We start from the raw sequence: 20,130 nt of genomic DNA, 5'->3' as shown, positions 1-20,130 counted from the left end.
GTTGTTATCCTTTAATTTGTTCACGTATTAGACGGGCTAAGCCATCATGGTTGTTATCTGTTGAGCACACGCGTTGAACGTGTGACTTGACGATGTCATCAGCATTGAGCATCGCTACACCTAATCCGGCGTACTTGAGCATGGATATATCGTTATGGTTATCACCGACGGCAATAACGTCATCGGCGTGATAACCGAGCTCTGCAATGTATTCAGCAAGGCGTAGGCCCTTACTGTTACCTTTCGCTGCAAAATCGATTCGGTTTGACCAAGAACGCTCACCGTTGAAGTTCTCTTCTATCCATGGGTGTTGCATTAAACGGTCGACTGAATCTTGACTACCTTCCACCACAAACTTCCAAACGTGTTCGGCTTGCTGAGCCGTTTCAATGAATGATTCCACTTGGTAAATTTGAGGGCGATGCTGCTCTGGTGCCGTTTCTGCCCAACTTTCCAATGCCAACATGTAGGCAAATGGGTTGTAGTGTGAGTACGTCATGGCATGCGTGATGTACATGACCATTTTGAGCTGAAACTCGTCTGCCATATCGATGAAGGTCAGCGCTTTGTCTTTACCTATGGAATTTTGAGTCAGTACCGTTTCAGTTTGATAGTCATAAACATAAGTGCCGTTACAGCAAATGATTGGCGTATCTAAACCCAATTCGTAGTGATAAGGTCGTGCTGCTGTGTGGTGTCGACCAGTCACAATCACGACATGACAACTTTGTTTGGCTTCTTGGATCGCCTTTTTCACTTCTGGATGAATCGTGTGATCATCCTTTAACACGGTTCCATCGAGATCTAACGCCAGCACTTTATACATAGAGTCCTCTCACTTATTCCCTGAAGTCGGGCCTAGTCAATATTGAAACTACTTAGAGTCGAAGCTCGTTAAACGGCTTACTTAAACAGCCTACTTAAACGAACAGTCGATTTACTGTTGGCCGTAATAAGCATTTTCACCGTGCTTACGTAAGTAGTGTTTGTCGGATAGTTCTGGCTGAATTTTGATGCCGCTGTTCAAGGTGCGCGTTGCCAACGCCATTGCAGAAACTTCTTCTAATACCACCGCGTTGTGAACCGCATCGTTGGCGTCTTTGCCCCAAGAGAAAGGCGCATGTCCTGCAACAATCACGCTGGGAACGGCCATTGGATCAATTCGGCGTTGCTTGAACTCTTCAATGATCACCAAGCCAGTATTTTTCTCGTACTCTTCAGCAATTTCAGAGTGAGACAATCGACGTGTACATGGGATGTCACCGTAGAAATAGTCCGCATGAGTAGTGCCCAATGCTGGAATATCGATACCCGCTTGCGCCCAAATTGTGGCACTGCGTGAATGTGTGTGAACAATGCCACTGACCTCAGGGAAAGCTTTGTAAAGCTCTAAGTGAGTTGCGGTATCACTTGAAGGATTAAGTTTCCCTTCAACAATGTTGCCTTCTAGATCGACGACCACCATGTCTTCAGCCGTCATATCACTGTATTCAACACCCGATGGTTTAATCGCTATCACGCCATTAGTACGGTCAAACTCAGAGACATTGCCCCAAGTAAATGTCACTAAGCCGTATTTAGGAAGTTGCAAATTCGCTTCTAAGACACGTTGTTTCAGTTGGCTATATTTAGACATAGTTGTCTCCTTACGCTGCTTCCGCTTGCAGTAACGCAGCATCAATTAAACGCGCCACTTCTTCCGGGCTTTTGCATGCGCGAAGTTTTGAGAAGTCTTCATCGAATTCAATTAAGTTCGCCACTTGCATCGTGCCTTCGATGTGTTCTTCTGAATCTTTACCCGCTAGCGTGATCAGTACGTCAACAGGCTCATCAACACCTTCAAAAGTAATCGGGGTTTCCAGCACGGTTAACGCAAACCCGGTACGAATCACACCATCTTCAGGGCGGCAATGCGGCAGAGCGAACGCATCGTGAATACAGATATAAGGGCCTTCTTCACCAATCGCTTTAGTAATCGCATCGTAGTAACGCTCTTCAGTAATGCCAGCTTTAACCAATGCATCAGTACCAAGCTTAATTGCGGCTTTCCAGTCAGATGCTTTTGCGTTCAGTAGGATAGAGTTATTCCTGATAAGAGATTCTTTTAAGTTCATGTTATTGCTCACTTATATAATTGTTTTTATTGGCTCAGCAGTGCGAGACCACTGAGCCGTTTATCATTATTTGTGGAAGTTGTTCTCGATGATGGAAACAAGCTCGTCGCCGAAAGTTTTCACCATAATCATGTTCTTCACCGCTAACTGTTGCTTGCCTTCAGGAAGCCCCGTGATCTTCGCTGCAAGAGCAACCGAAGTAACGATGATGTCGAATGAACCAAGGTGCGATTTGTAATCAGTAATGGCGCTGTTAAAGGTCGAGCTTGGGATGCCTTTCTTGTCCAAGTACTCTTTGATTTTCTTAGAACACATCATTGAAGAGCCTTGACCTGAGCCACAGCACACTAAGACACGAACCGGTTTCTGGTCAGCTGCTGGTGAGACGCGAATTTCTGACGTTGCAGAAGCTGACGTCGTAGAAGCTGATGGCGCTTCAGCGGTTGCTGTCGATTGTTGTGGTACTGCGATTTCAACCTCGATGCCTTCAGGCGTTACTGCGGTCATTGTTTCAGCAGCAGCTTCTGCGTCTTCTTCAGCTCGTAGTTGCTTAGAAGCGAAGTACATGTAGACACCAGCTAAAGCCAGAATCCCGAAGAAGAACATATTAGAGCTCGAGAGACCTTGCATGATAGGTGGGAAGACAAGCGCCCAGTCAGCCATACCCATCCAGCCATTAAACTCTGCACCCGATTGAGCAAAGATATGAATTGCCCAAGCAGAACCAACCACTTCGATGATGCCCATCACGAAACAGATCTTCATTACCGCTTTCCAACCACCAAAGTGGTTAGCAAACACACCGATAGTTGCGTTCGAGAAGAACATAGGGATAAAGCCAGGAATAATCATGATAGGAGAATCAAAGGCTAACATTGCAAGAACGGCTGTGAATTGGCCAACAGCGCCCCACATGAAACCGAATACCATTGCATTTGGAGAATATGCGTAGATAGCTGCACAATCGATTGCTAAAACAGCATTAGGAATAAGACGTTGAGAAATACCGTTAAAGGCTTCTGATAACTCCGCTACGAACATACGGACGCCCGTTACAATAACTTGAATAGCGACTGCGAATTTCAGACCAGTTTCGAAAATATAGATAAACCAGTGTGTTTTTCCTGCCATGTCTTGAAGGTTATCAAGACCAAATGAAAGAAGAATAATGCCGAAGAAAGCAGTCATGACTAACGTTGTCGCTGCGATGCTATCGTGGAAAATGTGTAACCATTTAGGCAGTTTGATGTGGTCAACACTGTCATTTTTGTCGCCAAGCTTAGGAGCAACCTTTGTCGCTACCCATGACGCAAACTGTTGTTGGTGACCAATAGAGAAACCCGCCCCGCCAGTCACTTCTTGAGTCGGCTTGAACATGATATTTGACGAGATACCCCAGTACAACGCCATCAATATTGCTGAATAGATGATGGTTTCCCACATACCTGCGCCAAGCACGAAGTAGAAAACAGCAATGAGACCAGCTTGTTGGAACATAATATGTCCCGTCAGCATGATGGTTCTGATACCAGTAATGCGGCGGAAGGCAACAAGAAGAATGTTCAGTCCCAGTGCCAACAATACTGCATACCCGACCCAAGAGTAATTGTCGCCCATGGTTTCCATGGTAGACATCATGGTTGTGTAAGGGTCTATCACTGACCCCGTCAATCCATGAATCTCACTCATTTTCAAAATCACCGGTTTGAAACCCGCTACCAATGTTCCTGCACCTACCTGAACTATCATGAAACCAACGATGGTTTTAATAGAGCCGGAGATAATAGTTGTTGCGTCACGCTTGAGTAGAATGTAACCCAGACAAGTAACAAGACCGAGTAGCAATGGTGCTTTGGTCATTACCTGACTGTAAAAAATATAGAAAATATCGTATAAGAATTCCATATCTTTACCCCTGATTAATTTTTAATTTTAATGGTTTGTAGGATGTGATGATGTCTAGTTTTGCTCACGAACTAAACTTTACCAATCAAAAGTAATCATTCAATGCTCACTTGTGACTACTTTGATTTATATCAATTAACCACACCCAGAATGTGCCTAATTGAGCTTCGGATCACACCGAAAAATAACAAAAAGAACAAAATCAATAACTTAAAAATTATTGTGATTAAGATCTGGTTTTTATATCGATGTGGTTTGACAATCATGACGGTGATTATTAGAATCAAAACAAATCAAAAGTAATCATCAAATTGTCACAACGACATAAAGAGTGATAAATATGAATGAAGTACAAAGACATAACGGCATTGTGTCGCTGTTAGAAGATATGCAGACAATAAACGTCTCACATATCATTGATAAATTTAGCGTTTCACCAGCTACAGCAAGACGCGACATCGCTAAACTGGATGAAGTTGGTAGGCTTAGAAAAATTCGAAACGGTGCAGAACGAGTAGAGACTCAGAAGAGAAAGTGGTCACCACTCAATATAAACAGCACTGATTTCTATGAAGAGAAAGCTGAGATTGCGCAAGCAGCAGCTGGACTTTGCGAGGCTGGCGATACAGTCGTGATCAACTGTGGTTCTACTGCGTTCCTACTTGGGCAACAGTTATGTGGGGAAGATGTTCAGATCGTAACGAACTACTTCCCACTCGCAAGCTACTTGATCAACGAAGATCATGACGATGTCATCATCATTGGTGGTCAATACAACAAAGCGCAGAACATCTTTTTAAATCCCGCGCCCAATTCACTGGGAGGCTATGCCGGAAACTGGATGTTTACCTCTGGTAAAGGCTTAACCGATGCTGGCCTCTATAAAGCAGATATGTTGACCGCTGTCGCAGAGCAGCAAATGCTTGAACAAGTCGACAAGCTTGTCGTTGTAGTCGACAGCTCAAAAGTTGGGCAACGTACTGGAATGCTATTTTGCAGCGCTAAGCAAATTGACATAGTCATCACCGGTAAAGAAGCCAACCCAGACGTCGTTAAGCGGATTGAAGCACAAGGGACGCAAGTCATCCTAGTTTAAATCCAGGGCGAGCAAGCCCACCAAATAATAATAAATTTAGCTCAGTGCCTTAATCAAAATTAGGGCGCTCGGTTCCCTACATCCAAAATTAATCAAATTATTGAAATAAAAGGTATTATCATGAGCAACGTAAACGAAATTACTCGCGAGTCTTGGATCCTAAATACATTCCCTGAGTGGGGCACATGGTTAAATGAAGAGATCGAGCAAACTGTCGTGCAACCGAATACATTTTCTATGTGGTGGCTTGGCTGTACAGGTATTTGGCTAAAATCAGAAGGTGGTGCAAACCTATCAATGGACTTCTGGTGTGGTACTGGTAAAAAAACACAAGCTGTTCAAAAAATGAAAAACCAGCACCAAATGATGCGTATGGGTGGTGTTGAAGCACTTCAACCAAACCTACGTACTGCAATCTTCCCACTGGACCCTTTCGCTATTAAAGAGATCGATGCGGTTATGGCATCTCATGACCATGGCGACCACATTGACATCAACGTTGCTGCAGCCGTTCTACAAAACTGTGGCGAGCACGTTAAATTCATTGGTCCTAAAGCGTGTGTTGATTTATGGATGAAATGGGGTGTGCCAGAAGATCGTTGTGTTATCGCGAAAGTTGGCGACGAGATTAAGATCAAAGACGTCAATATTAAGGTTCTTGATGCATTCGACCGTACTGCTCTAGTGACACTTCCTGAAGGCACTTCTTCTTTAGACACTGATATCTTAGGTGGCATGGACGATCGTGCAGTGAACTACCTAGTAGAAACGACAGGCGGTTCAGTTTACCACTCTGGTGACTCTCACTACTCAAACTACTACGCAAAGCACGGTAATGACCACAAGATCGACGTTGCACTGCTTTCTTACGGTGAAAACCCACGTGGCGTGACTGACAAAATGACATCTTCAGACATTTTACGTGCCGCTGAATCTTTGGATTGTGAAGTCGTTGTTCCTTTCCACCACGATATCTGGGCTAACTTCCAAAATGACCCACGTGAAATTGAAATGCTGTGGAACATGAAGAAAGAACGTCTGCAATACGGCTTCGCACCTTTCTTCTGGCAAGTCGGTGGCCGATACACTTACCCTACAGATAAAGGTCGCATGCACTACCAACACTTCCGTGGTTTTGCAGATATCTTTAAGAATGACCCAGAACTGCCATACCGCGCATTCTTGTAATTAGAAAATCAACCAAAGAGGGAGCATGAGCTCCCTTTTCTTTATCTACTAAAATGGAATTTTTATGTTGTTGCGCGAATTTAAACATCACTTCAAGCGTGGTGATCTAGAATCAGCCGTCGCCGTTAACTCTCCAAATAATGATGGTTATTATCTAATGGTTCGAAGCAATAAATGGGGAGTAAATAGTTTCTTAGAGTCTGACAGAAAGCTGAAACCAAGAGTGTTCAAAACCCAACAAGCTCTGCTTAATGCTGCAAGATCAATTGGCTTCAATCATCAATCAGTCGATATGCAAAACCTCTAGAGCCTTCTGTCCCCCCAGTTCATCACATGATCCCCTTTGTCCATCTCACCTTTACACTGTGAATATTGCAACTCTGTTTGGATAGGTTAGGCTCTCTGTCTAACATCAAAACAAGGCCAGACAGGCGAGAAAAACAATGAAAGTTGACTATCACAAACGGCTGATTCCCGTTATCCGTTATCTAGAAAAACGCTTTAATGAGCCATTAAACCTGCCAGAAGTCGCGGCGTTAGCCAACTTTTCACCCTACCATTTTCATCGTACTTTTAAGGCCGTTCAAGGCGAGACGCTTGCTGATTTCATCAGACGATTGAGACTCGAAGCGGCAGCCAATGATCTCTTCAAATCCAAACAACCTATTATTAACGTCGCATTGGATTATGGCTTTTCATCGTCTCAGAGCTTTGCCAAGGCATTCAAACAACATTTCGGTGTAACACCGAGTGCATTTCGCGATTGCGAAGATTACCAAGCGTTCAGCGAGCTAACTCGAAATAGCAAGATTGGACATTCATTGCGCAAGAATGGAAACGATGCAACTGACGGCAATTCATATACTAACTCCGAACTTTCAACATGGAGTATGACAATGAAAACACAACAATTTGAAGCATCAAAACTGGCGTATGTACGAGTGACAGGCCCCTATGGACAAGGCTATGAAGAGCCAAGCGGTCGTCTTTATCAATGGGCAGAAATGAAAGGACTAGCGAGTAATAGTTGCATCTTTATCTATCATGACAATCCAGAAATCACTCCAACAGATAAGTGCCGAACAGACATCTGCTTGATGGTTTCAGACGACACTGAAGTGCCAAGTGGGATCGAATTAAAAGATTTTCCCGGTGGGCAATATGCGGTGATGAGACAAACGATCACCGAAGTCGGTCAATATGCAAAAGCATGGGATGATTTAATGAGTAACGTCATTGAATCCGGCATTGAAACCGAAGACCGACCTTGTTTTGAGCTCTACCACAGCTACGATCCGCAAACTCAGCATTCAGACGTCAGCTTCTGTACTGCAATTAAGTAACAAGAGTAAATACAATAACAAAGCCTACTTCGCGTAGGCTTTCGTCTCTTTAGATCGCTTTACACCTAGCGCTACCGCTTATTAAAGCCTTTTGTTCCACTTCCCTTGATGGTCACGGTCACAATTTTCTTGTGTATCGAAGCTAACGTGCTTATCGATGTTCTTCAGTTGAATTCCAACCTGATTGAACGCTTCCTGGATTGCGCTAGAGACACTCTGCTGACCTCCTCCCTCTAAGAAGTTCGTTCTATCTTGATTGGTATCGAATACGCAGACGATTTTCAAACTTTGCGGGAATGAAGAGAAGTTGACCGAGTGAGTCACCCACAAAAAACCATCGAAGCCTTTCAGCGTGTCTTCACAAACGTCAGTTAACACGTCTCTGATTTGATTCTCGATTTTCTTATCTGATTTACGCATGCGGTAAAGGTCCTATTTAACACCTTAAAAAATAAGGTTTTTCGGTCAGTTTCGTACTACCTGATATTGGACACTGTGGCGGTTTTAAATGCAAAGTATTTATTGGGGAGGGTCGACTGGAAAAATAGAGGAAACGCCTCATGTTTGATAGCTTACGAGGCAATCAAACATGAGGCGAATACGAATTTACGAAGATCTTAGCTCGCCGCTTGTTCCCAATCAGTCAGTAACTTCATGATCACACGAGAGTCTTGATGAGTCGCCATCGGTGCAGCAAGTTGTGTATCACCTTGCTCAACGGCTTGGCGGATATTGCGCACTTGATAATGGAAACCATCGCCTTGCGCTTCGACTTTCACTTCACGTGTCGACGTCTCATAGATCTCTACCGTAAACGTGTTTTCTGCCGTCGGTAGCCATGGATTAGTATCTAGCGTGATACAGCCTTTGCTACCTAGGATCGTAAAACCATGCTTTAAGCCGTGATCTTCAGCAGTGTGGATTTGCGCGGTAAAACTGCCGTTGAAACGCATCATCGCCGACGACTCACAGATATTGCCATCTTCGCCTCGGCGGCCGATTGCTGAGATCTGCACATCATCAAACACACTCTCACCAAACTGGTGTTGTGCGACAGAGTGAATCAAAGACATTGGGTAACAACCCAGGTTGTACAACGCGCCTTTACTTGCAGGATTAACGAACTGATCAATCGCCGCAACGTATGAACCTTGAATTGATCGCACTTCGCCAATCTCACCGGTTGCTAGTTCTTGATGAAGCTTGGCGATGAGTGGATGGTTTAAGTACATCAGACCTTCAGCAAAGAATACGTCCGCTTCTTTCACCGCTTGCAAAGCTTGCTCGGTTTTTTCCATATCAACCGACAGAGACTTTTCACACAAGATCGCTTTGCATTTTTGAGCCGCTTTAATCACATACTCATGATGAACATGGTTTGGCAGAGCAATGTAGATGATGTCGACTGACTCATCTTCAATCAAGGCGTCATAGCTGTTGAAGGTTCGTGTTGGTTGGTATTGGGCAGCAAACTCGTTTAGTGTTTTTTCAGTACGACCAGCAACGGCATACAGCTCGCTTTGAGCATCGCCTTTGATCGCATCCGCCATTACGCCTGAGATAAAGCTAGTTCCTAGGATTCCCCATTTCATGTCTTAGATCTCCTGCTCTTGTGCTTTGATAGGTCCACGTTGCGTTTCGAATGCTTGAACCAACTCGGTAATGCCACGCTCAATAAACGCTTGGGTATGAGGCATCACAAAGTGCTGATTGATCGCCTCGCGGTTTGCGTATTGTTCAAGCAAGATCACACGATCGCTTTGGCTTTGATCATAGGTTGCAATCGCTTGTAGGCAGCCCGGTTCGCTTTGCATGTCTAAACAAAACTGTTCGATGGCTTCGATCGCAGCAGCTCGCTCTATGTTGGTTTTGATCTTAAGTTCGGCAGTAACAAAGATGATTTCATTCATTTGAGGCATTTCACGCTCTTATTTTAGTTAATTATCGGTTTGCCATTAATATAATTAACCCCTAATAATTGATAAACTCACCTTTTGTTTATTGTTTATCAACCAAGAGTGTTTAATGGATAAGTTAACCAGCATGAAAGTCTTCGTCTATGTTGTGGAACAAGGCAGCTTTCGCAGTGCCGCAAACCACTTCAACTTGTCGGCGACCATGATCAGTAAACATGTCCATTCCTTAGAAACCAGTTTGAATTCTCAGCTGATCCACCGCACCACGCGTAAGCAATCGTTAACCGATTCAGGGCAGCTTTATTACCGAGAATGTAAGCGAATTCTCGAAGACATCAGCAATGCTGAAAACCTCATTCAAACCTTGGAAAACCAACCACAAGGCACGGTAAAAATTAACTGCCCAGTTACCTATGGAAACAAGGTGCTCGCCCCTATCGTGGCCAAATTTCTCGCACATCACCCAACCATCAACGTTGAGCTGATGTTGAATAATGACCTTGTCGACCCTTATTCATCCGACATTGACCTGATTGTGCGAATTGGCGACCTGTCCGATTCAAGCTTGGTCGCAAGGTATTTAGGGGATTATGAGATGTGTTATTGCGCCGCGCCCGCTTACCTAAACCAACATGCTGAAATCAGAGTACTAGAAGACTTGGCGCAGCACCCATCGCTTGGATTCAGTTACAGCAGCCAAGCCCCTCACACCACACCGAATAAAGAGCGTGTGCGCTTGATGTCGAATAATGGTGATGTGTTGCGATATGCTGCCCTTCAAGGCGTAGGCGTATTGTTACAGCCGACTATCTTAGTTGCCGAAGAAATTGAGCGTGGAATGCTATTGGAGATCTTGCCCGGCATGGCACCTTTCCCTAAGCCGATTCACTTGCTCTACAAAACCAAGCAACTGTCGTTGAAGAACCGAACCTTTGTCGAATTCTTGTTAGCCACTCTTTCTGAGTAACTAAGCGCTGACGAATTAGCAAAGAGGCTTCTAAGTAACGAAGAGTTTTTTTAACAACAAAACCGCTAGACTGTTTGCCAATGGCTCATCAAGCACTTGCCAAGATCAGAAGGCGTGGTGTTATGGACGATCATCTCATCACATTGGTTGAACACCATGAAGTGTTTTAGTTCATCGCATAAAGCATGAACCAACGACTCATGGTTTTTAATTCGCTCTTCCACAACCAAGTTACGGATATTGAGCAAACCACTCTTCCTGTCGACCTTGCAATCCATTCGTGCCACCAGCTCACCTTGCCAGAGAATCGGTAAGCTAAAATAACCAAACTGACGCTTGGCTTCTGGCACATAGCACTCAAGAAGATAATCAAAATTAAACAGTGATTGCATTCGCTTTCGTTGAATCAACAGGTTATCAAACGGAGACAGTATCTTTAACTTGGTTCTAGAAAGAGGTTGATTCAACAGTTCAAAAGCATCCGGCAACACATAATAATCCGAGCCTTGAATATCCACTTTCAACACTTGTTTGTCTTCAAGCATATGCTGGAGTGTTTTCTGAATCAGTGGTTTCGTGTTCTTGAGTAGATAGCTCATTTCCGACGCTATTCCCACACCATTAGCTTCTAAATAACGCGTAATTAGATGCTCGATGTACTCTTGTTCCGTTGGTTCTGAGGTATCAATGCCACTCGGCAAAACTCGCTCGGTTAGGTCATACACCTTATGGAAGTTCACTCGGCTCGGCACCATTAAGTCACCTTGCATAAACAAAATCTCTAGCGCCTGCTTGGCAGGTTTGCCACCCCATCCGCCAGGGTTTGGTCTATCCCCTTCAAAGTCTTTCGCCATTAATGGCCCTTCGCTCTCAATGCGTTTGAGAACATGCGCCATCAGTGCATCATCCTTTTTATACCAATGCTTAAGCTTACCGCTCGCAAACCCATTCTTTCGATGCAAGCTGAAACGGTAATCACGCATAGGTAGAAAAGCGGCAGCGTGCGACCAATACTCAAACACTTCTCGACGCTCTAACAGCTTATCCAGATGATCAAGCTTGTAGTCTTGATTACGATTCCACAGCGTATGATGGTGAGCTCGCTGAATCACAGAGATGGTATCAATTTGCACATATCCAAGGTTTTCAATCGCAAACAGCGTGTTCGCCAAAGTGCCCCCATTGCGTTGCTTTTTAGGTGGTAACTTCTTAGGCGGCAGCTTTTGCGAAAGCAATACCAGTTTTTGCGCTTGAGCGAGTGACAGTGATTCCATGTAATTCAGACTCTAATTGATACCAATAATCGGCTTATGATTCAGCAATAAGTTCTTGAAGAATTTGCTTGTACGTTTCGACCGTCTGCGCACCAGTGACTGCACTCTTTCGGTTGAATACCACGGTAGGAACCGCTGAGATTCCCATGCGTTGCCATTCAAACTCTTGCGCTTCAATTTGCTTCAAGTTATCGATGTTCTTTAGGCGCTTCAGTGCCTTCGTTGAGTTTAGCCCAACCGCTTCAAGTTCTTGCGCGATGACCTCAAGATCAGACAGGTCTTTCTGCTCTGTGAAGTGAGCAGCAAAGAAGCGTAGCTTTAACTCAGTCTGTTTACCGTGCGCTAGTGCAAAATCCAGTAGCACATGCAGGTGGCGTGAATTCACCATTCTCATGTTGTCATAGAAGTTAAAATCGAAACCAACCGCTTTGCCACGAGCCGCAAGCTGTTCACGTGAACGTTGACTCTCTTCTGCGCTAGAACCGTATTTTCTCATGATATGGTCACGCAGGTTTTCGCCCTCTTCCGGCATATCAGGGTTAAGCTCAAACGGCTGCCATTCAAGTTCAATCTGTTGTTCTAAGCCAAGCTCTGAAACGGCTTGCTCTAGGTTTTTGTAGCCGACCACGCACCAAGGGCACATCACGTCAGAAATAATATCAAGTTGAAGTTTCTTGCTCATCGTCATTCCAAATGATCATTGATAAGGCATGTCCGCTGTATAAGCAGGCATCCAATTTATCTTCAGACTACAACAACCTGAACAATCGTTCAAATTTAACTAACTGGATCTGTAGCCAACAAAAAAGCCAACTCATGTTCACGAGTTGGCTTTAATAAAAATCTGTTGGAGCTTAAGAGCGTTGCGCTAGCAGCTTCTCTAGCACTTGGAACACACCGGCATCAACGTTACTTGGCGCGCCAAAACGAGCAATCTCTTTCAGCTTTGGATGTGCATTTTCCATAGCGTAAGAGTGGTAGCTCTCTTTAAGCATTTCCAAGTCATTTAGATAATCACCAAAACTCATGGTCTGCTCGTAAGTGAAACCTAATGTGTTTTGTAGATGTTTAATCGCCGCACCTTTTGACGCTTCAGCGTTCATCACATCTAGCCAAATTTTCGCACTCACAACCACTTGGTAGTTCTCACCGAATTTGGCATCAATAGTTGGGTTCACTTTCTCTTGTGAACCGTCGAAGTGGCAGATAGCCACCTTGATGAAATCGTCTTCTACCGCCAGTAAATCTTCTACTTGCTCACGGCGGTGGTAGTACTTAGAGATCTCCGCTAGAGCACGCTCATCTTTGGTTTCGATGTATGCAGACTTCTTACCACATAGCACCACATGAGCACCTTCAATCGCGCGAGCTTCTTTAATGATCTCTTTGATGGCATCAGTATCAAGTAAGCAGCTGTAAAGCTCTTGGCCTTTATGCATCACCAATGTGCCGTTTTCAGCAACGAACATCATGCGATCTTTTAGCGGGGCAAAGGTTTCCATCAAGCTGTAGTACTGACGACCCGATGCCGCAGCAAAAATAATGTCTTGAGCTTCTAAGCGCTCGTAAAGGTTGAAAAATTCTGGGTCTAACTTTCCGTGTTCATTAAGCAGAGTGCCGTCCATATCAGCAGCGATAAATTTGATGTTCTGTTGTGGCATTTCAGGGCTTACCTATTAGTAAAAATTAAAGTGTAAATTATGATTTTTTGTTATCTTTCGTAACGGTTCTACGTTCGATTATATCGCTAGAGTAGCCAGTGAATGCAATGCTTATTTCTGAGCTCTAATAAATCGCTTCAAATGTGATTCAAACGCAAAACTGAGCTAACCGAAATGTCACTTTGAATGATTGAGTCCTACATACCAGAGGTGAACGAAACCCCTCCAGGCTATACGCTCCTTAGATCTCTATCACTTTATTTGTTGACCACTGTAATCATGATTCTAGCTATCACTTCGACTTTGTTTTGCATCGTTACCATCAAGTTTTTAATCACACTTGCCAATTTAGCGCGCCATCGCGTTCACATTACGCCTAAAATTTCGTTGAACCGAACCAAGTGGCCAACCGTGTCCATTATTATCCCTGCGAGAAATGAAGAAGATAATATTGAGACCAGCCTCAGTTCGCTAATGAAGCAAAACTACCCAAAAGACAGGTTTGAAATCATCGTGGTTGATGATTTTTCTACTGATTCGACAAGGGCTATTGTTGATACGCTAATCGACGCATCGAGTGTTAACGTTCGCTGCATATCGGGAAGGAAGTTACCACCCAATTGGCTAGGGAAAAGCAACGCTTGCATGGTGGGCTCACAGCAGGCAACGGGTGAGTATTTGTATTTCATCGATGCTGATACAAAGTCTGAACCCTTGATGCTACAGAGCGTTATCCATTTCGCCTCAAGACACAAAACGGATTTGCTGTCGTTCAACCCTAGGCAAGCATTCACATCAACCGTTGAGAAAATCACCTTACCCGGCATATTTCTTTCAATCGCGTCTTACATGAACTTCAAGAACGCAAACGACAAGTCAAAAGCAGACGCCATTGCTAACGGCCAAGCCATGTTGTTTACACGAAAGTCATACGATGCGGTAGGTGGACATACTGCGGTAGCCAGCGAGATATCCGAAGACATCGCTTTTGCAAAGCTCATGAAGATATGCGGTTTAAAAGCATTTTGGGCTTTTGCGGACGAACTCATGAGTACTCATATGTATTCCGACTTTGGTTCGATTTGGGCGGGTTTCTCCAAAAACATAAATCTTATTGTAAATTGCCAATCAAGATTCCAAGTACTTGGTGCATTCATCAAAACGAATATCATTGCATGGGCTGCCCCGGTGATGCTGCTTGTATCAACTCACTATTTCATCGGCGACCCTTCATCATTCAACACCTATTCCTTAGCGATCAATGCTCTGATGTTGTTCGCTTCCATTGTCACTTATCTTATTTTGGTCAAAGAGCTCTTTATACCAGCTCGTTATGCGCTAACCGTGCCTTTGGGGATTTCGTTGCAAAGCTTGTTGATTCTCAACAGTTATCGCTTATCAAAGAACAATACAATCTCTTGGAAAGGACGAGCACTGTCGTGATCAGTAAGATTCTAACTTTCATTATGGTTGCGACGTCTTTTTCAGTGTTAGCGTTGGATGGCAATGAGTGGAAGCTCGTACGTAATAAGCAAGGCATCGAAGTCTACAATCGAAAAATTGAAGGTAACGACTTTAAGGAGTTTCGTGCAGAAGCTGATATCAAAGCCAATCTTACTTCAATCATCGCTTTGTTTACTGATACTTCAGTAGGCACTCAATGGGTAGAGAACATTGATGAAATGGAAGAGATAGACCACTTTAGTGAAGTACACACTGTCACTAAAACTTATACAAAAGCGCCTTGGCCCGTCTCGGATCGCGAAGCCATTGTCGAGAACTTTATCGAGCAAGATCCCGACACATTAATCGTCATAATTAACCAAAACGGTAGGCCTAATTACCTTCCAAATGAAGATAAAAGTGTGGTCAGAGTGGCTCATTTAGAATCACGATGGGTTCTCACACCCCTGAACAACAATACAACTCATATTTCTTATCAAGTATTGAGTGACCCAGGAGGGTCTATTCCATCTTGGTTAATTAATATGGTTGCGGTATCTCAACCTTACAAGACACTTCGTGGTTTGTCTGAGATGTTGGGTTCACATGCATACGCTGATCGTACACTTGATTACATCAAGAACTATCAGTCACTTTAATGAAGTTGATTACCCAACACGACGCTGCTGAAACGGTGCAGCGAGGGTAGGCACAACCTACCCTCATCAGTTAATTCTAAGTTAAGTCTAAAGCTGCCAATGCATACAGTGCTTTTCGACAAGCTTCTTTATTTGAATGCACACTCGCGTCTAACTCACCAAACTCACTTCTCACGATAAGTCCTTCAATGAAGGTCATGACTGATTCACTGCGTAATTCTAATATTGCAACGTCTACCTCTTCGCCACCACTGACTACTTTGTAAATAGTACTCTTGAGCCAAGCCTTGTGCTGTCGCGAGAGCATCGCAATGTCATCTTCGGACTCTTTGAATTCCGCCAAGGCGTGCATGAACATGCAGCCTTTGAAGTCAGGTTGTTCAAACCACGCAAGATGCCAATCTAACAGCGCATCGAGTTGTTTTTGTATCCCAGAAGTTGATGATAGCGCCGCTTCTAAACTCGACTCGAAACGCTGGTGACGCCTTTCCAACACGGCTTCAATCAGCTTGGTCTTCGATCCAAAATGGCGGTACATGGAGGTTTTGGAAACCGCCGCCTCATCACGAATCATATCTACCCCAACAGCGGTATAGCCATACTGATTAAATAGCGACTCCGCTACATCCAAAATCAGATCTTTTTTACTCATCGTTAATCAACCTTAAAATCGCTCTGAAATAGCTGAGCTCACTTTCTCGTTGCAAGAAGTGTACAGATCTGTATCATTCAAATCAAACAGTACAGACCTGTACACTTGCAATAAAAAGAGATAACAAGAGGAAATGATTATGATCGGTAAACTATCTGGTGGTGGAGCTCTTCCTCCGAAAGCAAGCATAAGCCAACTGATTAGAGGTTTTATTGGCGGTACGCTGGGTATCTTAATCTTGTGCTTATTAGCAGAAAGTTCTGGGGTTGCGTGGCTAATGGCTCCATTTGGCGCCACTTGCGTGCTTCTATTTGCTGTACCTACATCGCCGTTAGCTCAACCTAGAAACGTCATCGCGGGTCACTTTATTTCGGCTGCAGTGGGTTTAGTCGTGTTATATGGCTTTGGGGATTCTTATTTGGCCATGGCAATCGCTGTCGGCTCATCCATCATGCTAATGCAATACTGTCGAGCGGTTCACCCACCCGCTGGCGCTAATCCGATTGTGATAGCTTTGGCAGGTACCGCACATGTGGATTGGACGTTCTTATTCACTCCCGTATTAGTAGGCAGCATCGCTTTGGTTGGTATCAGTACGCTATTGAATAACAGCTATTCACAACAAAAGTGGCCGTTATACTGGTTTGGTTCATCCAAGTCTTAGTCTATTGAATTTCAATGATAAATATGGATTTTGACATCCAATTTAGAAGCAAATTGAAAGATCACATTGACCCTTATATAAAATGGGCTTACTATTAATCGTCATTTAACGATTATGGAAAGCGAAACATCAATATGAACGAAACTTGCTCTACAACTGGTGGCTGTGCTCTGCCAATCGGACATGGTGATGCCGAAGCTGAAAAGCAAATGGCAACTCTAGCGAAAGCGCTCGCTCACCCGGCAAGAGTTCGTATATTGAGTATCCTTTCAACGCTAGAAAAATCGGGCGGCTGTTTGAACAGTGACTTGGTTAGCGAATTAGGTTTAGCGCAATCGACAGTATCAGAGCACCTAAGAATCTTGAAAACCTCTGGGTTCATCACTGCTGAATCGATACCACCGAAGATGTGCTACCGCATTAATCGAGATAATATTCAGCAATTTGAGACGCTAATCGACACCATTTTGAAATAGATTAACCACGCTTAGTTTGTCGAACACAATAAACTAAGCGTATTTTTTGCCTTTAAATATCGTTTTTCGACGATTAACGATATCAACAAAAGAGAGATTATCATGAAACCAAAGTTAGGTTTTCTAGATCGCTACTTAACACTGTGGATTTTTATTGCCATGGGCCTTGGTGTATTGCTTGGTACCCTATTCCCACAGATCGAACAGTGGAACGAATCTATGTCGGTTGGTACCACCAACATTCCACTTGCGATTGGCCTTATCTTAATGATGTACCCACCTCTGGCTAAGGTTAACTACAACCTGCTAGGCACCGTGGTAAAAGATAAGAAAGCGATCAAGCTGTCTCTGATCATGAACTGGCTTGTTGGCCCAATTCTGATGTTTGTGTTGGCGCTAACATTCTTAGGCGACCACCCAGGTTACATGGTCGGTGTCATTCTGATTGGTCTTGCTCGCTGTGTGGCGATGGTTCTGGTTTGGAACGACATCGGCGGCGGTAACAAAGAATACGGTGCGGCATTAGTTGCTCTAAACAGTGCGTTCCAAGTGGTGAGCTACAGCTTTATGGCGTGGTTGTTCATCAGCGTTCTTCCGCCAGTATTTGGTTACGAAGGCATGTTGGTTGATATCTCGATGATCGACATTGCACACAGTGTACTTATTTACCTAGGTATCCCATTCTTAGCGGGCTTCCTAAGCCGTAAGATCCTTGTGTCGATGAAAGGCGAGCAGTGGTACAACGATGTGTTTATTCCACGCATCTCTCCAATCACACTGATTGCACTACTGGCGACTATCGTTCTGATGTTCAGCCTAAAAGGCGAGATGATTGTAGAACTGCCAATGGACGTATTGTTGATTGCTGTTCCACTGACTATCTACTTCACAGCGATGTTCTTCATCAGCTTCTTCATTGGTAAGAAGATGGGTATTGAATACGACAAGAACGCATCAATTGCATTCACAGCGACAGGTAACAACTTCGAGCTAGCGATTGCCGTTGCTATCTCAGTATTCGGTATCAACTCAGACCAAGCGTTTGCCGGTGTTATCGGTCCACTGATTGAAGTACCTGTGTTGATTTACCTAGTGAACGTGGCGCTTAAGATGAAAGACAAGTACTACAACGGTCAGACGGTTAAACCTAGCGTCTAGCGTCTACATCTAGAGCTGATAAAAAGCAGCATCACGTCAAACAGAAAGGCTCACACGTTAAACGGTGAGCCTTTTCTTTATTCAGTTTGATCCAATTTAAGTCTCATCCAGTTTACGTTTCGTCTAATAAGCCTTTCAAAGCTTGTTCAAGCCAAAGTAACGCAGGGCCTTTAGAGCGTGTTTTAGACAGAACAAGATCAACGGGCGGCGACCATGTTTTGTGATCGAATGAGACATTAATCTCCACTAAACGCTGCTTATTCAGCTCCTCTTCGACAAGGTGCCTAGGTAAGTAGGCCCAGCCAATATCGCTGCCGAGTACCATCTCTTTGATCACAATAAAGCTGTTTGACCACCATACCTTACCGGCAATCAGTGGAAACTGGTCCATCACCTTGCCTTTGTCTCCTCTCAACATTAACTGACGATGCGGGAGTAAGTCAGTGAGTTTCGCCACACCTGTTTTTGCGAGCGCATGACTTGGATGGCACACAGCAATAAACGGTAAGTGACCGATAAAGCATGGCTCAGAACCGACATCAAAAGCCAAGTTGGTAAACATCAATCCAATGTCGGACCTCTCTTCGATAATTAACGGATTGACCTCTGTTGTGGTACACGCAACCAGTTCAACTTCAGTAGCAGGGAATTGTTGACTGAACTGACTAAGGATCTTAGATAAGTTCGGAACCAGTAATGAATCATCTAAAGCAATTTTGATGAGCCCCTCTTCACCGCTACCCATCGCACTAACCGTCACATTCAGATCTTCAACCTGCAGCACGATCGCTTTCACCTGTTTAAATAACTGCTCGCCCGCTTTGGTTAATGAAGGCTTTCGAGTCGAACGATCAAAAAGCTCAACATTAAAATCTATTTCAAGATTACTGATGCCTTGGCTCACCGCCGACTGCACCTTACCCAAATGACGAGCACTGGCAGAAAATGAACCTAATTCAACGGCATACACAAACATTTTCAGTTGTTCAATGTTGTACATTCGGTGTCTCCCAAAACTTACTATCACTATATGTGATACTAAATATCTTTATATTATCACCTAAGTAGATATTATCTAGCCAAGTCATTAGCCCATCGGCGGCTATTTAATCGTAAAGAGAGTTAGAAAAATGTCACATAAAGAACGCATGTTGCACATGGTGCTATTTGAATTGGTTGCTTTGGTTTTGATGGCAGGGCTTGCAACCTATATTACAGGAAACGGCGCAGGTGAAATGGCAGGCTTAGCGCTCGCAATATCATTGATAGCGATGGCTTGGAACTACGTTTACAACTATGGCTACGACAAAATTTACGGAGCTGACCGAAGCAAAAGAACCAAGAAAACACGTGTTCTGCACGGATTAGGTTTTGAGCTTGGCTTAATGACAGTGACTCTACCTGTCTTGATGTGGGTTCTACAACTCGATTTCCTAACCGTACTGATCATGGACATCGGCCTAGTTATTTTCTTCGTACTTTACGCGATTGCGTTCAACTGGGCATACGACTCGGTTCGAGATCAATTGGTAGCGAAAGGAAAAGTAAGTGTGCTGAATTAATAAAGCCGTCTTCAAAAGAAGACGGCTCATATTATTTAACTAAAGTAGAGGT

23 protein-coding genes are annotated in these 20,130 nt (G+C 44.0%); 11 read left to right on the top strand and 12 right to left on the bottom strand.

Going from position 1 to position 20,130, the window contains the following annotated elements:
* Positions 1–4: 4 nt before the first annotated feature.
* From AACT19_RS24710 to AACT19_RS24695, 4 genes are all read right to left on the bottom strand, one after another.
* Positions 5–826, bottom strand: coding sequence for a pyridoxal phosphatase (locus tag AACT19_RS24710; RefSeq protein ID WP_076649248.1), 822 nt, complete (start codon positions 824–826; stop codon positions 5–7).
* Positions 827–937: 111 nt separating this feature from the next.
* Entirely contained in the window at positions 938–1,636 is a 699-nt protein-coding gene (locus AACT19_RS24705; RefSeq protein WP_017081779.1) for an L-ribulose-5-phosphate 4-epimerase, read from the bottom strand.
* A 10-nt stretch (positions 1,637–1,646) separates the two neighbouring features.
* A complete protein-coding gene (locus AACT19_RS24700) occupies positions 1,647–2,114 on the bottom strand; it encodes a PTS sugar transporter subunit IIA (RefSeq protein WP_017078554.1) in 468 nt (155 codons plus the stop codon).
* 66 nt (positions 2,115–2,180) lie between these two features.
* Positions 2,181–4,019, bottom strand: a complete 1,839-nt coding sequence (locus AACT19_RS24695) for a PTS ascorbate-specific subunit IIBC (RefSeq protein WP_076649246.1) — start codon at positions 4,017–4,019, stop codon at positions 2,181–2,183.
* 340 nt (positions 4,020–4,359) lie between these two features.
* On the opposite strand from AACT19_RS24695, the gene ulaR reads away from it, so the two are divergent.
* The 4 genes from ulaR to AACT19_RS24675 all read left to right on the top strand — a co-directional run bounded on the left by ulaR (position 4,360) and on the right by AACT19_RS24675 (position 7,646).
* The gene (gene ulaR / locus AACT19_RS24690; protein WP_017081776.1) at positions 4,360–5,115 is read left to right on the top strand and encodes an HTH-type transcriptional regulator UlaR; all 756 of its coding nucleotides are present in this window, start codon (positions 4,360–4,362) and stop codon (positions 5,113–5,115) included.
* A 120-nt stretch (positions 5,116–5,235) separates the two neighbouring features.
* Positions 5,236–6,303, top strand: coding sequence for an L-ascorbate 6-phosphate lactonase (gene ulaG, locus AACT19_RS24685; RefSeq protein ID WP_017089479.1), 1,068 nt, complete (start codon positions 5,236–5,238; stop codon positions 6,301–6,303).
* A 64-nt stretch (positions 6,304–6,367) separates the two neighbouring features.
* The gene (locus tag AACT19_RS24680) at positions 6,368–6,610 is read left to right on the top strand and encodes a hypothetical protein (RefSeq protein WP_017078551.1); all 243 of its coding nucleotides are present in this window, start codon (positions 6,368–6,370) and stop codon (positions 6,608–6,610) included.
* Between the two features lie 136 nt (positions 6,611–6,746).
* Positions 6,747–7,646, top strand: a complete 900-nt coding sequence (locus AACT19_RS24675) for an AraC family transcriptional regulator (RefSeq protein ID WP_065682623.1) — start codon at positions 6,747–6,749, stop codon at positions 7,644–7,646.
* 81 nt (positions 7,647–7,727) lie between these two features.
* Here the strand turns inward: AACT19_RS24675 and AACT19_RS24670 are convergent, their stop codons facing one another.
* From AACT19_RS24670 to AACT19_RS24660, 3 genes are all read right to left on the bottom strand, one after another.
* A complete protein-coding gene (locus AACT19_RS24670; protein WP_076649245.1) occupies positions 7,728–8,066 on the bottom strand; it encodes a Fis family transcriptional regulator in 339 nt (112 codons plus the stop codon).
* A gap of 197 nt (positions 8,067–8,263) precedes the next feature.
* Positions 8,264–9,238 carry a Gfo/Idh/MocA family protein gene (locus AACT19_RS24665; protein ID WP_076649243.1) on the bottom strand — a complete coding sequence of 325 codons (975 nt, stop codon included), beginning with the start codon at positions 9,236–9,238 and terminating at the stop codon, positions 8,264–8,266.
* Between the two features lie 3 nt (positions 9,239–9,241).
* The gene (locus AACT19_RS24660; RefSeq protein WP_017072302.1) at positions 9,242–9,565 is read right to left on the bottom strand and encodes a putative quinol monooxygenase; all 324 of its coding nucleotides are present in this window, start codon (positions 9,563–9,565) and stop codon (positions 9,242–9,244) included.
* A gap of 106 nt (positions 9,566–9,671) precedes the next feature.
* On the opposite strand from AACT19_RS24660, the gene AACT19_RS24655 reads away from it, so the two are divergent.
* Entirely contained in the window at positions 9,672–10,529 is an 858-nt protein-coding gene (locus AACT19_RS24655) for a LysR substrate-binding domain-containing protein (RefSeq protein WP_076649241.1), read from the top strand.
* Between the two features lie 65 nt (positions 10,530–10,594).
* On the opposite strand, the gene AACT19_RS24650 is transcribed toward AACT19_RS24655, so the two are convergent.
* From AACT19_RS24650 to AACT19_RS24640, 3 genes are all read right to left on the bottom strand, one after another.
* Positions 10,595–11,803: a winged helix-turn-helix domain-containing protein gene (locus AACT19_RS24650; protein WP_076649239.1), complete on the bottom strand. Its 1,209-nt coding sequence runs from the start codon at positions 11,801–11,803 to the stop codon at positions 10,595–10,597.
* Between the two features lie 34 nt (positions 11,804–11,837).
* Positions 11,838–12,485, bottom strand: a complete 648-nt coding sequence (locus AACT19_RS24645; protein WP_076649237.1) for a DsbA family oxidoreductase — start codon at positions 12,483–12,485, stop codon at positions 11,838–11,840.
* A gap of 172 nt (positions 12,486–12,657) precedes the next feature.
* On the bottom strand, positions 12,658–13,464 hold the full coding sequence (locus AACT19_RS24640) for a Cof-type HAD-IIB family hydrolase (RefSeq protein WP_076649235.1): 807 nt from the start codon (positions 13,462–13,464) through the stop codon (positions 12,658–12,660).
* A gap of 279 nt (positions 13,465–13,743) precedes the next feature.
* On the opposite strand from AACT19_RS24640, the gene AACT19_RS24635 reads away from it, so the two are divergent.
* Positions 13,744–14,907 carry a glycosyltransferase gene (locus AACT19_RS24635; protein ID WP_076649406.1) on the top strand — a complete coding sequence of 388 codons (1,164 nt, stop codon included), beginning with the start codon at positions 13,744–13,746 and terminating at the stop codon, positions 14,905–14,907.
* A complete protein-coding gene (locus tag AACT19_RS24630) occupies positions 14,904–15,566 on the top strand; it encodes an START domain-containing protein (protein WP_076649234.1) in 663 nt (220 codons plus the stop codon). Before AACT19_RS24635 ends, AACT19_RS24630 begins: the two co-directional genes overlap by 4 nt.
* A 76-nt stretch (positions 15,567–15,642) precedes the next feature.
* On the opposite strand, the gene AACT19_RS24625 is transcribed toward AACT19_RS24630, so the two are convergent.
* Positions 15,643–16,218: a TetR/AcrR family transcriptional regulator gene (locus AACT19_RS24625; RefSeq protein ID WP_076649232.1), complete on the bottom strand. Its 576-nt coding sequence runs from the start codon at positions 16,216–16,218 to the stop codon at positions 15,643–15,645.
* A 139-nt stretch (positions 16,219–16,357) separates the two neighbouring features.
* On the opposite strand from AACT19_RS24625, the gene AACT19_RS24620 reads away from it, so the two are divergent.
* The 3 genes from AACT19_RS24620 (at position 16,358) to arsB (ending at position 18,516) form a co-directional block, all read left to right on the top strand.
* Positions 16,358–16,882 carry an HPP family protein gene (locus tag AACT19_RS24620; RefSeq protein ID WP_065606882.1) on the top strand — a complete coding sequence of 175 codons (525 nt, stop codon included), beginning with the start codon at positions 16,358–16,360 and terminating at the stop codon, positions 16,880–16,882.
* Between the two features lie 134 nt (positions 16,883–17,016).
* Positions 17,017–17,358, top strand: coding sequence for an ArsR/SmtB family transcription factor (locus AACT19_RS24615; protein ID WP_076649230.1), 342 nt, complete (start codon positions 17,017–17,019; stop codon positions 17,356–17,358).
* A 102-nt stretch (positions 17,359–17,460) separates the two neighbouring features.
* On the top strand, positions 17,461–18,516 hold the full coding sequence (gene arsB / locus AACT19_RS24610) for an ACR3 family arsenite efflux transporter (protein WP_017078537.1): 1,056 nt from the start codon (positions 17,461–17,463) through the stop codon (positions 18,514–18,516).
* Between the two features lie 112 nt (positions 18,517–18,628).
* Here arsB and AACT19_RS24605 read toward each other — a convergent pair whose 3' ends face one another.
* Entirely contained in the window at positions 18,629–19,516 is an 888-nt protein-coding gene (locus AACT19_RS24605) for a LysR family transcriptional regulator (protein ID WP_076649228.1), read from the bottom strand.
* 130 nt (positions 19,517–19,646) lie between these two features.
* Here AACT19_RS24605 and AACT19_RS24600 point away from each other — a divergent pair, with 130 nt between their 5' ends.
* A complete protein-coding gene (locus AACT19_RS24600; RefSeq protein WP_076649226.1) occupies positions 19,647–20,078 on the top strand; it encodes a PACE efflux transporter in 432 nt (143 codons plus the stop codon).
* Positions 20,079–20,130 lie beyond the last annotated feature (52 nt).

The sequence above is a fragment of the Vibrio sp. 10N.222.47.A9 genome (assembly GCF_963872585.1).
In the GTDB taxonomy this organism is placed as follows: Bacteria; Pseudomonadota; Gammaproteobacteria; order Enterobacterales; family Vibrionaceae; genus Vibrio; species Vibrio splendidus.
This window is presented reverse-complemented; position numbering and strand designations above follow the sequence as displayed.